This is a genomic window from Allobosea sp. GW821-FHT09G06, assembly GCF_059416005.1.
Map to the genome: position 1 here is coordinate 17271 of NZ_JBWKOI010000002.1, position 12525 is coordinate 29795.

General features: G+C 67.4%; 12 protein-coding genes. 5 read left to right on the forward strand and 7 right to left on the reverse strand.

The window, feature by feature from the left end; all coding sequences use genetic code 11:
* Positions 1 to 107: 107 nt before the first annotated feature.
* Positions 108 to 779: a DUF2182 domain-containing protein gene (locus AC07NY_RS10285; RefSeq protein ID WP_494583746.1), complete on the reverse strand. Its 672-nt coding sequence runs from the start codon at positions 777 to 779 to the stop codon at positions 108 to 110.
* Between the two features lie 146 nt (positions 780 to 925).
* The gene (locus AC07NY_RS10290) at positions 926 to 1705 is read right to left on the reverse strand and encodes a DUF899 domain-containing protein (protein ID WP_494583747.1); all 780 of its coding nucleotides are present in this window, start codon (positions 1703 to 1705) and stop codon (positions 926 to 928) included.
* A gap of 116 nt (positions 1706 to 1821) precedes the next feature.
* Here AC07NY_RS10290 and AC07NY_RS10295 point away from each other — a divergent pair, with 116 nt between their 5' ends.
* Both AC07NY_RS10295 and AC07NY_RS10300 read left to right on the forward strand, forming a co-directional pair.
* Positions 1822 to 3042: a helix-turn-helix domain-containing protein gene (locus AC07NY_RS10295; protein ID WP_494583748.1), complete on the forward strand. Its 1221-nt coding sequence runs from the start codon at positions 1822 to 1824 to the stop codon at positions 3040 to 3042.
* A gap of 34 nt (positions 3043 to 3076) precedes the next feature.
* Positions 3077 to 3715, forward strand: a complete 639-nt coding sequence (locus AC07NY_RS10300) for a Vgb family protein (protein WP_494583749.1) — start codon at positions 3077 to 3079, stop codon at positions 3713 to 3715.
* Between the two features lie 159 nt (positions 3716 to 3874).
* Here the strand turns inward: AC07NY_RS10300 and AC07NY_RS10305 are convergent, their stop codons facing one another.
* A complete protein-coding gene (locus AC07NY_RS10305) occupies positions 3875 to 5038 on the reverse strand; it encodes a M20 aminoacylase family protein (protein WP_494583750.1) in 1164 nt (387 codons plus the stop codon).
* 105 nt (positions 5039 to 5143) lie between these two features.
* Positions 5144 to 6082, reverse strand: coding sequence for a LysR substrate-binding domain-containing protein (locus tag AC07NY_RS10310; protein WP_494583751.1), 939 nt, complete (start codon positions 6080 to 6082; stop codon positions 5144 to 5146).
* Positions 6083 to 6213: 131 nt separating this feature from the next.
* On the opposite strand from AC07NY_RS10310, the gene AC07NY_RS10315 reads away from it, so the two are divergent.
* Positions 6214 to 6918 (forward strand): SDR family oxidoreductase, encoded by a 705-nt coding sequence (locus tag AC07NY_RS10315; RefSeq protein WP_494583752.1) that lies wholly within the window; start codon positions 6214 to 6216, stop codon positions 6916 to 6918.
* An 18-nt stretch (positions 6919 to 6936) separates the two neighbouring features.
* On the opposite strand, the gene AC07NY_RS10320 is transcribed toward AC07NY_RS10315, so the two are convergent.
* From AC07NY_RS10320 to AC07NY_RS10330, 3 genes are read right to left on the reverse strand one after another with little or no spacing between them, the layout of a single operon-like run.
* Positions 6937 to 8454 (reverse strand): tripartite tricarboxylate transporter permease, encoded by a 1518-nt coding sequence (locus AC07NY_RS10320; protein ID WP_494583753.1) that lies wholly within the window; start codon positions 8452 to 8454, stop codon positions 6937 to 6939.
* A gap of 1 nt (position 8455) precedes the next feature.
* Positions 8456 to 8881: a tripartite tricarboxylate transporter TctB family protein gene (locus tag AC07NY_RS10325; RefSeq protein ID WP_494583754.1), complete on the reverse strand. Its 426-nt coding sequence runs from the start codon at positions 8879 to 8881 to the stop codon at positions 8456 to 8458.
* A 42-nt stretch (positions 8882 to 8923) separates the two neighbouring features.
* Positions 8924 to 9895, reverse strand: a complete 972-nt coding sequence (locus AC07NY_RS10330) for a Bug family tripartite tricarboxylate transporter substrate binding protein (RefSeq protein ID WP_494583755.1) — start codon at positions 9893 to 9895, stop codon at positions 8924 to 8926.
* 212 nt (positions 9896 to 10107) lie between these two features.
* Here AC07NY_RS10330 and AC07NY_RS10335 point away from each other — a divergent pair, with 212 nt between their 5' ends.
* Together AC07NY_RS10335 and prpB are read left to right on the forward strand one after the other, a co-directional pair.
* Positions 10108 to 11559: a bifunctional 2-methylcitrate dehydratase/aconitate hydratase gene (locus AC07NY_RS10335; RefSeq protein WP_494583756.1), complete on the forward strand. Its 1452-nt coding sequence runs from the start codon at positions 10108 to 10110 to the stop codon at positions 11557 to 11559.
* A gap of 6 nt (positions 11560 to 11565) precedes the next feature.
* The gene (gene prpB, locus AC07NY_RS10340) at positions 11566 to 12498 is read left to right on the forward strand and encodes a methylisocitrate lyase (RefSeq protein ID WP_494583757.1); all 933 of its coding nucleotides are present in this window, start codon (positions 11566 to 11568) and stop codon (positions 12496 to 12498) included.
* Positions 12499 to 12525: the final 27 nt, after the last annotated feature.

Below are 12525 nucleotides of genomic sequence, written 5' to 3' on the forward strand. Positions count from 1 at the left end.
TGCTTGATGCTTCAGATGAATGAAGCAACGAATTTGCGCTGCGTCAAGGAGCTTTGCCGGCAGCGTGGTAGGCCGCGCTCCGCGGGCGCTTCGTTGGGTTCGCGGACTCATTGGAGGGCCTGCGCGAGCAGGAGAATGCCGGCGGCGGCCATGACCATGCCGGTCGCTTCGGCAATCCGCGCTTTCGCCGGCAGCAGGCGCTCCGCCGTGACGGCAATCGTCACGCCGATCATCAACGGCAGATCCATGACACCGCCCACGATCAGGACAGCCATGGGCCCGACACAGGAGGCGCAGCAGCGCAGGCCGAGCATGAGGCCGGCCCGCAGCGGAACGGGCCGGTCACGTAAACCGCGAGGGAAGGCAGCTCGACAGCTTGTGAGGAGCCGCACTTTCCATGGGGAGAATTGCAAGAGCCCGGCGATCAGGACGAGGAACCCGCCTGCGATCGGGCCGAGGTGCCCAAGCGCGGGCCAGAGCATGGCTGCCTGCGCCAGAGCCGCGCCGGTGAGGAAAACGAGAAGGCCGAAGCCGGTCCAGACTGCGAAGTAGCAGGTGCCGACCAAGGCTGCGAATCCGCCGGGCTGCATCGCTCCGATCTCGAACGCCGCCAGCCGATGGCGCCAGAGCACCGGCGTCAGCGACGGCAGCATCATCGCGACCGTCATCACCAGCCACATGCCGAGGAAGCAGGCGGCGGTCTCGAACCAGGACTGGCCGCAGAGCGGCAGCCAGATGCCCGAGAGCAGCCAGCCGCCTGCCATCGGCACGGCGCCCATCGTCTCCATCGCCGCGCCGGACAGGATCGTGATGGTCGTTGCAGCGAAGAAGAGCAGGCCGGCCGTTCCGAAGAAGACGAGCTTGGCCCCACGCCCGGTCTCTCGACCTGATGCGGGGCTCTTCTCCGTAGCGATGTGAGCTGCACTCACGACACAGCTTGGCGGGCGGTGTAGCGGTCGCGATGGAGCCACCACGGGCCCTGCGCCTCGTTGCGGCCCTTTGGCGCCCGGTCGAGCCAGGCATACATGCCCCAGACGCCGTCCACCCCGCGCGAATAGCTGGAATAGGTGTGGTAGATCGCGCCATTCTCGCGGATGAAGGCGCTCATGCCCGGCCGGTCGCGGTGATAGGTCGGCACGTCCACGCCGGACATCGCGGCGAGCGAGCGCTCGATCTCGTTGCCGGAGGTCCGCCACTCGAATTTCGGCTTGTGGCGGAAATTGTAGTCGATGCCCTGCGTCCGCTCCTGCATCTCGGTGAAGGAGACGTTGTAGTCGAAATTGAAATCGGTCTGGCCGGCCGAGGCCCAGGGAAAGCTCCAGCCCATCCGCTCGCGGAAGGCGAGGAGCTTGTCGAGCGGCGCCCGCGAGATCGCCCAGAGCATCACGTCGTGATTGGCGAGATGGGTGGTCGAGCCGTTGAACCCGTCGGCGATCGCCGAACAGGACGGGCAGCCGGCCGTGTAGTCCGGCCCGAACATGAAATGGTAGACGAGGAGCTGCGAGCGCCCCTGGAAGAGGTCGGTGAGTGAGGCGTCGCCCTGCTCGGTCTGGAAAAGATAGTCCTTCTCGACCTTGACCCAGGGCAGGGCCTGCCGCCTTTCGGCCAGCGCATCGCCCTGCCGCGTATACGCCTTCTCGGCCTCCAGCAGTTCGAGCCGGGCGGCGAGCCATTCCTCGCGTGTTCCAATCGCATGACTGGTCATGGTGTTTCACTCCTGTCGTCGGATGTCCGCGCCGCTTCGACACTCGATGCGGCGTCGCGATCGGTGGTAAGGCGGAGGCGGCAGACGGTGGGAGTGACAAGTTTGGCGGGATTCCGATGGACTCGCTGATCACGGCCGCGGCGCAGGCCTTGGCGAAAGGCGACCCGCTGGGGGCGCTGAACCGGGTCGCCTTGCGCGACGATGCGCCCGCTTTGGCGCTGCGCGGCATCGCCATGGCGCAGCTCGGCGATTTCGCTCGCGCCAAGATTTTGCTGCGCCGGGCTGGCCGCGCCTTCGGGGTGAGGGAAGCCGTCGCGCAGGCGCGCTGCACCGTCGCCGAGGCGGAGGTCGCCCTGGCGGCGCGTGACCTCGGCTGGGCGCCGGGCAGGCTCGATGAGGCTGCCTCCGTGCTTGAGGCGCATGACGACCGCGCCAACGCCGCCCATGCGCGCCTGCTCGACATTCGCCGGCTGCTGCTGATCGGCCGGCTCGACCATGCGGGTGAGCGGCTCGCCGGCATCGACCTGGCGCGCCTGCCTGCCGCGCTGCGAGCCATCCACGGGTTGGCGAGGGCCGGGATCGCCTTGCGCCGGATGGAAGCCCGCGCTGCGAAATCTGCGCTGTCAGGAGCGAGTGATGCCGCCCGCCGAGCCGGCATCCCTGCGCTGATCGCCGAGGTCGAAGCCGCACGCCGCCTGCTCGACGAGCCCGCTGCGCGTTTGATCGCTGACGGCGCCGAGCGTCCGCTATTGCTCGACGAGATCGAGGACCTGCAGAGCTCGGGGGGATTGATCGTCGATGCCTGCCGCCATGCCGTTCGCGACCGGGCCAGCGCCGTTTCGCTGGCGACGCGCCCCGTGCTTTTCGCTTTGTTGCGGGCACTGACCGAGGCTTGGCCGCAAGATGCGCCGCGCGAGGCGCTGATCGCACGAGCCTTCGGCTCGCGCTTCACCGATGAAACGTATCGGGCGCGATTGCGCGTCGAGATCGGTCGTCTGCGCGCTGCCTTGCGGCCGCTGGCGCGGATCAGCGCGACCGAGCGCGGCTTCGCCATCGCGCCACGTCGCGCGACGGGAATCGTCGTGCTGGCGCGCCCTGTCGAGGAGAAGCATGCCACGGTGCTCGCCCTCATGGCCGATGGCGAGACATGGTCGAGTTCCGCGCTGGCGCTGGCACTTGGCGCGAGTCAGCGTAGCGTCCAGCGCGCGCTGGAGGCGCTTGCCGAGTCCGGTAAGATCCAGTCCTTCGGGCAGGCGCGGGCGCGCCGCTGGGTGATGCCGCCGATGCCGGGTTTCGCGACGAGTTTGTTACTCCCGGTCCCCTGGCCGGATGGCTAGGGTCCGGCATCGCATCAGACGCAGGAGCCAAGCCATGACGATCCCCACTGCCGAGATTGCCCGTACCTACGGCCCGTTCCCGGGCGTCGAGAAGGTCCATGGCGTCAGCTTCGACGGCGCCAATGTCTGGTTCGCCTCCGGCGACCGCTTGAATGCGCTCGACACCGCCAGCGGCGAGGTCACCCGCACCATCAACGTGGCCGCCCATGCCGGTACGGCCTTCGACGGCACGCATCTCTTTCAGATCGCGGAGGACCGCATCCAGAAGATCGATCCGCGGACCGGCTCGGTGCTGGGCACAATTCCCGCGCCGGGCAAGGGCGGCGATTCCGGCCTCGCCTGGGCCGAGGGCTCGCTCTGGGTCGGCCATTACCGCGAGCGCAAGATCCACCAGATCGACCCGGCCACGGGCAAGGTGCTGCGCAGCATCGAGACCAACCGTTTCGTTACCGGCGTGACCTGGGTCGAGGGCGAGCTGTGGCACGGCACTTGGGAGGACGACGAGTGCGAATTGCGGCGGATCGATCCCGTATCCGGCAAGGTCCTCGATGCGCTCGCGATGCCGCCGGGTGCAGGTCTCTCCGGCATGGAGTCGGATGGCGCCGACCTGTTCTATTGCGGCGATGGCGGCAAGAGCACGCTGCGGGCCGTGCGCCGGCCGAAGCGCGCCTGAATCTTGAATCATGAGCCTGTTCGACAGCCGGTGAGGCGAGTTCGGGCTCATCTCTACGCCGGCCGGCGGAGTGTTTGGCTCCATAGATCGGGGAATTTTCGGAAGGCTCTTCCCCGAGAGCGTGCCGCAGGAGAGCTTTCGTCTCTCGTCGGCAGAAGTTCAGCCGGCGGGCAGCCTGTGCCTGACGATTCCGGCGTGGAATCGCGCGCCGTGGATCAGCCCGCGATCGTCGAAATCATAGGACGCATTGTGCAGCGGGGCTGAGCCGTCGCCATTGCCGACATAGGCGAAGCAGCCGGGCACATGGTCGAGGAAGCGGGCGAAATCCTCCGAGCCTGTCATCGGCTCCGCGGCGACCGCGACATTGTCCTCGCCCAGTACGGTTCGCGCGGCGGCGAGCGCTTCCTGCGAGAGCGCGGCATCGTTCACCAGTGGCACGAATTCGCGCGTATAGGTCAGTTCGTGGCTGAGGTTGTAGCTCTCGGCCGTACCGCGCGCGATGATGCCCATCTGGCGCTCGATTGCGGCGCTGACCTCGGGGCGGAAGCTGCGGGCATCGCCGAGAATGCGCGCCGTCCCCGGCAGCACGTTGCGGGTGCCGTCCGTCAGCAGTTCGGTGACGGAGACGACGGCGATATCGGCCGGGCTCAGGCGGCGCGAGACGATGGTCTGAAGCTGCATCACGAGCGCGCATGCGGCGACGAGGACCTCGCTTCCAGCATGGGGTTTCGCGGCATGGCCGCCGACACCCTTCAGCACGATCTCGAAATTATCCTCGGCCGACATGAAGGAGCCGGCGCGCGTCTGGAACTGCCCGATGCCGAGGCCCGGCATGTTGTGCAGGCCGTAGATCTCGTCGAAGGGGAAGCGTTCCATCAAACCGTCGTCGAGCATGGCGAGCGCGCCGCGACCCCATTCCTCCGCCGGCTGGAACAGGAAGCGCACGGTGCCGTCGAAGTCGCCTTCCTCCGCCAGCAGCTTGGCCGCGCCGAGCAGCATGCTGGTATGGCCGTCATGGCCGCAGGCATGCATCACGCCGGGCGTCTGCGAGCGATAGGGCAGCTCGCCTTGCTCGGCGATGCGCAGGGCGTCCATGTCGGCGCGCAAGGCGATGGCGCGGTTGCCGCTGCCGCGCTTCAGCGTCCCGACCACGCCGGTGCCGCCGACGCCCTCGACGACCTCGTCGAGGCCGAATTCACGCAGCTTTGCGGCGACGAAGGCCGCCGTCCGCTTCTCCTCGAAGCCGAATTCGGGATGGGCATGCAGGTGACGGCGCCATGCGGTCATCTGCGACTGGAGATCGTCGAGATCGAGCTTGGACATCGATACGGCCTCGTTCCGCGGAGTTGAGAACGGATAATCCAGACGCGTCGAAAGAAGCGCTGCAATCCTGCCCGCGGGGTGCAAGTTTGTTTCGCGAGCCTCAAGTTATTCGCGGCGCGTGCCCGGTCGCGCGCCGTCCGGCCGGGCAGGGCGGTCGCCGGCTGCAGCCTCGACCAGCCAGCGGCACACCTCTTCGACCGGCTCCGGATGCCTCGGCTTGCGCGGGAAGACGATATGGAAGCCTGCGTCGACCGGTAGCTCCGCCGGGAGGACACGGACCAAGCGGCCTGATGCGATGTCGTCGGCCACAAGGAAAAGGCTGGCCAGCGCGAGGCCCTGCCCGGCAATTGCCGCCTCGACCGCGAGCGAGGTCTGGTTGAAGCGTACATTCTGCGCCGAGGCCGGCGCACCGGCCGGGAATGCCTTGCCGAGGAAGGCCGGCCAGAAGTCGTGGGCATCGTGCAGTAACGGATAGCGCGCCCAGTTCCGGGGCTCGCCGGGATCGCCAAGCTTCTCGATGAGCAGGGGGCTGCCGATGGCGATGATGGTCTGCTCGTGCAGCAACTCCGCATTCAGCCCCGCCCCGAATGGCGGCTGACCGAGTCGGACCGCCAGATCGACATCATCCGTCTCGAAATTAGAGAGGCGATCGGTCGCGACGATCCGCAGGTCGATGGTCGGGTGGGCGGCCGTGAAGTCGGGAAGGCGCGGGATGAGCCAGCGCGAGGCCAGGCTCGGCGTCACGCTGATCGTGAGGCGCTGCGGCTCGGCGCGAAGCTCCCGCGTCGCTTCCGCGATCAGTTCGAAGGCGCGCCGGACCCTGGTCGCATATTGCTGGCCGGCCTCCGTCGGCTCCAGACCCTGGGGGCGGCGCAGGAAGAGCTTCAGCCCAAGCTCGGCCTCGAGGGCGCGGATCAACTGCGCGACGGCGCCTTGCGTCACCCCGATCTCCTCGGCGGCGAGCCTGAAGTTGAGATGGCGGGACACGACCTCGAAAACGCGGAGGCCGTTCAACGGCGGCAAGCGGCGAGAGAAAGAGGCCATGCGATAGTTTTTCTACTGGCTATGCTGTGTGGAACTGGTTCGCTGCGTGGCGCCTTCAATGCTAGAAGGCAAGTGAATGATCTTTGTGTAGCGGCGTTGACCGCTGCGGTATCAAGCTGGAGGATAATAGCATGTCGGTAGAAAAAGTGGCCCTGGTCACCGCGGGCGGAAGCGGCATGGGCGCCGCGGCGGCGAAGCGTCTCGCGCAGGACGGCTTCGCCGTCGCCATCCTCTCCTCCTCCGGCAAGGGCGAGGCGCTGGCCGCCGAGCTCGGAGGCATCGGCATCACCGGCTCCAACCAGTCGAACGACGACCTGAAGCGCCTCGTCGATCTCGCCATGGAGCGCTGGGGCCGTGTCGACGTGCTCGTCAACAGCGCCGGCCACGGGCCGCGCGCCCCGATCCTCGACATCACCGACGAGGACTGGCATCGCGGCATGGACGTCTATCTGCTGAATGCCATCCGCCCGACGCGCCTGGTGACGCCGATCATGCAGAAGCAGAAGGCCGGCGCGATCATCAACATCTCGACGGCCTGGGCCTTCGAGCCGAGTTCGATGTTCCCGACCTCGGCTGTGTTCCGGGCCGGGCTCGCCTCCTTCACCAAGATCTTCGCCGACACCTATGCGGCCGATAATATCCGCATGAACAACGTGCTGCCGGGCTGGATCGACAGCCTGCCGGCGACCGAGGAACGGCGGCAGGGCGTGCCGATGCAGCGCTACGGCACCAGCGACGAGATCGCCGGCACCATCGCCTTCCTTGCCTCGAAGGACGCGGCCTATATCACCGGCCAGAACCTGCGTGTCGACGGCGGCATCACCCGCTCGATCTGAGGCTATGCCGGGCGCCACTCAGGCGCTCGGCTTCCCGCCCTCGGTCGCCGGCACGGCCGGATGGAGCGCGGGCTTGCGGATCAATGGCAGGCCGATCGCGACGAGCGCCAGCAACCAGAGCACGATGCTGGTCGGCGTCGAGAACAGGATCTCGTAGCCGCCATCCGAGAGCGACAGCGCCCGGCGGAAATTGTCCTCCAGCAGCCGCGCCAGCACGAAGGCCAGCATCAACGGGATCAGCGGGATGCCGACCTTGCGCAAGCCATAGGCGAGGATGCCGATACCGGTGGTGATGATCAGCTCGAAGGCCGAGTTCGAGACGGCGTAGACCCCGGCATAGGACAGCGCGAGGATGCCGGGATAGAGAATCCAGGCCGGCACCAGCAGCAGCCGCGCGAACAGCCCGACCAGCGGCAGGTTCAGCACCAGCAGCATCAGGTTGCCGATATACATCGAGGCGATCAGGCCCCAGGCGACCTCGGGGCGCTGCGTGAACAGCAGCGGGCCGGGCGTGATCGAATACATCAGGAAGGCGCCGAGCATCACGGCGGTGGTACCGGAGCCGGGAATGCCGAGCGCCAGCATCGGCACCATCGAGCCGGTCTGCGCGGCATTGTCGGCGGTTTCCGGGGCGGCAAGGCCGCGCATGTCGCCTTTGCCGAAGGTGCCCTTGTCCGAGATGCGCTTCTCGGCGGTATAGGCCATGGCCGACGCGACGGAGGCGCCGGTGCCCGGCAGCACGCCGAGGAAGAAGCCGAGCCCGGTCGCGCGCAGCATCGCCGGGATGCAGTAGATGATTTCACGGAAGCTCAGCCGGGCGCCGTTGCCGGTGCGGGAGACCGCGCCGCTGATCATGCCTTCCGCCAGGAAGAGGATCTCGGCGACGGCGAAAAGGCCGATGGTCAGGCTGGTGAAGTCGATGCCGCCCAGCAGCTCCAGCGAGCCGAAGGTGAAGCGCTCGACGCCGGTGCCGCCGTCGATGCCGACCATGGCGAAGAGCAGGCCGAGCGCGACCGCGATCCAGGTCTTCACCGCCTTGCCCTCGCTCATCGTGCCGAGCAGGGCGAAGGACAGCACCATCAGCGCGACATAATCGGCCGGGCCGAAGGATAGCGCGAGCCTTGTCAGCGGCACGGCGAGGAAGGTCATCAGGATGACGGCGCTGGTGCCGCCGACGAAGCTGCCGATGCCGCTGATCGCCAGCGCTGCGGCGCCGCGCCCGGATTTGGCCAGCGGATAGCCGTCGAGCGTCGTCATCACCAGCCCGGGGTCGCCGGGGATGTTGAGCAGGATCGAGGAGATGCGGCCGCCATAGCCGCTGCCGTAATAGAGCCCGGCGAGCAGGATCAGCGCCGTTTCCGGCGGCAGCTTCAGGGCGAAGCAGAGCGGCAGCAGTAGGGCGACCGCATTGATCGGCCCGATGCCGGGCAGCGCGCCGATCGCGGTCCCCAGCGCTACGCCCGCGAAGGCCACAGTGAGATTGAGCGGCGTAAGCGCGACCTGGAAACCGGCGAGGAGGGCGGCGAATGCGTCCATCTCAAATCCCCAGAGGCCCGCGCGGCAGCGGCAGGTCGAGCACCTTGTCGAGCAGCACGAAGAAGACGATCGCCGTGGCGACCGCTGAGGCCGCGGCCGGCAGCGGCCGCGCATGGAAGGCCAGCGCCGCCACGAAGCAGAGCAGGCTCGTGGCGGCGATGAAGCCGATCGGCAGCAGGAGCAGCGGATAAATCAGGCTGGCTACGAGCACGGCGAGCGCCCGCGGCCATGTCCCGAACTCCATCGTCACCGGCCCCGGGCGCAGCATCAAGATGCACCCGCCCAGGATCAGCACGCCGCCGATGATCGTCGGGAATAAGCGCGGCCCGACCGGGTCGGCCGCGAACGGCACGTGCAGGGTTTGCGCGTGCCAGATCGCGCCCGCGCCGATGAGCGCACAGATCAACCCGACCAGGCGATCGATCATGATCCTCTCCCGTCCTGCTGTCGTCGCGAAGGGCTTTTGCCCTTACTTTGCGAGGCCGACCTCGGCCGCCAGCGCCCGGAAATCGGCGGTCCGCTTCTTGGCGAAAGCGTCGAACTCCGCGCCGACCATGCTGAACTCGAACAGCCCCTGCTCGCCGCGCGCCTTCTGCCAGCGCGGATCGGCGTTGAGCTTGGTCAGCACGCCCGTCCAGTAGGTATAGGACGCTTCGGGCGCCTTCGGCGGGGCGTAGAAGCCGCGCACGATCGGCCATTGCACGTCGTAGCCCTGTTCCTTGGCGGTCGGCACCTGCGCGAAGGCGCCGGGCAGGCGCTTGTCCGAGAAGGTCGCGAGCAGGCGGATTTCGCCCGCTTCGAGCTGGCCGCGCACCTCGGAGGCATCGCCGGGGAAGAGGTCGATATGCCCGCCGATCAGGGCGCCGATCGCCTCGCCGCCGCCCTCATAGGCGAGATAGCGCATCTTGCGCGGATCGACGCCGGCCGCCTTCAGGACGAGCGCCGGCTTCATCCAGTCCTGGCTGCCGACGGTGCCGCCGGCGCCGACCTTGACCGAGGTCGGGTCCTTCTTCAGGGCCTCGACGACCTCGGCGAGGGTCTTGAAGCGGCTGTCCTTACGCACGGCGAGCACGCCGTAATCGGCGCCGATCGCGCCGAGCCAGCGCACGTCGGATTCGCTGAAACGGCCGAACTTGCCCTGGGCGAGATTGACCCAGGAGCCGGTCGAGACCGCGACGATGATATTGGCATCGGCGGCGCGCTGCGCCTGGATGTTGTTATAGGCGATGGCGCCGATGCCGCCCGGCATGTTGGTGGTGCGGATCGACGGGCCGACCAGCCCGGTCTCGTTCAGCATGCGGCTGGTGAGCCGGCAGGTCAGGTCGAAGCCGCCGCCGGGCGCGGCAGGCGCGATGCATTCCGGGTTCTGCGGCTGGAAGTCCTGCGCGTGGGCGGTTGCCGAGAGCAGCAGCGCGCAGCAGGTGGCGATCGTTGTCCTCATGGCGTTCCTCCGAAAGTCTTGTTGCTCCCGCCTGTCGGTGGCGGGGTTCCGTCGCCAGTCCGGGCTCATGGTTGGCCTGGTTCGATTGTCGACAATTTTTAGATTAACGAGCCGGGGGCGCTTGTCAAACGGGCCTGTCAATGTAATTTGTGTCGACAATAAACGCTGGCCAGGCTGAAAAGGCGAGCGATCGATGCGAGGAACGGCCCAAAATGGCGACATTCAACAACAATGAGCGTCCGGCTCCGGACGGCGTGCTGGTCGATATCGCCGATTACGTGCTGAACTATCGCGTCGACAGCGCGCTCGCCTACGAGACCGCCCGCAACTGCCTGATCGACACGATGGGCTGCGGCATGGAGGCGCTCGAATACCCCGCTTGCACCAAGCTGCTCGGTCCCGTCGTTCCCGGCACCACCGTGCCGAACGGTGCCCGCGTGCCGGGCACGCCCTATCAGCTCGATCCGATCCAGGCGGCGTTCAATTTCGGCACGATGATCCGCTGGCTCGATTTCAACGATTGCTGGCTCGCGGCCGAATGGGGCCACCCGTCCGACAATCTCGGCGGCATCCTCGCCGTCGCCGACTGGCTGTCGCGTACCGCGGTCGCGGCCGGCAAGGCGCCACTGACCATGCGCGACGTGCTCACCGCGATGATCAAGGCGCACGAGATCCAGGGCTGCCTGGCGCTGGAGAACGCCTTCAACAAGGTCGGCATCGACCATGTCATCCTGGTCAAGGTCGCCTCGACCGCGGTGGTCGCCGGCATGCTCGGGCTCGACCGCGACGAGATCGTCAACGCGCTCTCGCTTGCCTTCGTCGACGGTCAGGCGCTGCGCACCTATCGCCACGCCCCCAATGCCGGCTCGCGCAAGAGCTGGGCGGCGGGCGACGCCACCAGCCGCGCCGTCAGGCTCGCCCTGATCGCCCGCACCGGCGAGATGGGCTATCCGTCAGCGCTCACCGCGAAGACCTGGGGCTTCTACGACGCCTCGTTCCGCGGCCAGAGCTTCAAGTTCCAGCGCCCCTACGGCTCCTATGTGATGGAGCACGTGCTGTTCAAGATTTCCTACCCGGCCGAGTTCCACTCGCAGACCGCGGTCGAGGCGGCGATGACGCTGCACGGGCAGCTCAAGGCGATGGGCCGCAGCAGCGACGACATTGCCTCGATCAAGATCCGCACGCACGAGGCTTGCATCCGCATCATCGACAAGCGGGGGCCGCTGCATAACCCGGCCGATCGCGACCACACGATCCAGTACATGGTCGCCGTGCCCTTCATCTTCGGGCGCCTCACCGCCGCCGATTACGAGGACGATGTCGCCGCCGATCCGCGCATCGACGTGCTGCGCGACAAGATCGAATGCGTCGAGGATCCGGCCTTCACCAGGGATTACCATGACCCCGAGAAGCGCTCGATCGCCAATGGCATGACGGTGACTCTGAAGGATGGCACGGTGCTGCCCGAGCTCGTCGTCGAATACCCGATCGGTCACAAGCGTCGCCGCGCCGACGGCATTCCGCTGCTGGAAGCCAAGTTCCGCACCAACCTCGCCCGCCGCTTCGTCGAGAAGCGCCAGCGCCAGATCCTCGACGTTTCCTTGGATCAGGCCAGGCTCGAAGCGATGCCCGTCAACGACTACGTCGATCTCTACTGCAACTGAGCGCCCATGCCCTATCTCGTCGCCTCCGATCTTCCCTCCGAGCCGGCCGGCCAGCGCTTCCGGGCGCTGGTCGAGCGCGGCGGCATCGCCCGCCTGCCCGGCGCCCATAACGGCATGGCCGGCATTCAGGCCAGGATGGCCGGCTTCGAGGGCCTGTATCTCTCGGGTGCGGCGATGACCGCCTCGATGGGAATTCCCGATCTCGGGATGATCACTGTCGACGAGGTCGCTTTCTTCATCCGCCAGATCGCGCGGGCCTCGGGCCTGCCGCTCCTGGTCGATGGCGATACCGGCTATGGCGAGGCGCTCAATGTCATGCACATGGTCCGCGTCTTCGAGGAGGCCGGCGCCGGCGCCGTCCATATCGAGGATCAGCTGCTGCCGAAGAAATGCGGCCATCTCAACGACAAGAAGCTCGCCGACGCCCACGACATGGCGGCGAAGGTCGCGGCTGCCGCCAGGGCCCGCCGCCACCTCTACGTCATCGCCCGCACCGATGCCGCCGCGAGCGAGGGCATCGACGGCGCGGTCGAGCGCGCCAAACTTTACCTTGAGGCCGGCGCTGATGCGATCTTCCCGGAAGCGCTGACCACGGCCGAGATGTTCCGCGAGTTTGCCCGCCGCATGCCCGGCGTGCCGCTGCTCGCCAACATGACCGAGTTCGGCCGGACGCCCTTCTTCACAGCCTCCGAATTCGAGGCGATGGGCTATCGCATGGTGATCTGGCCGGTCTCCTCGCTGCGCGTCGCCAACAAGGCTCAGGAGAAGCTCTACGCGGCGCTCGCCCGCGACGGCGGCACCCATGCGATGGTCGACCAGATGCAGACGCGGGTCGAGCTCTACAAGACCATCGGGCTCGCCGATTACGAGGCGCTCGACGCCTCGATCGTCGCGACCATCGCGCCGGAAGGCATGCCGCAGCGCGAGCGCAGCGCATGAGAACATCAGGGCGCCGGAACGACCCGG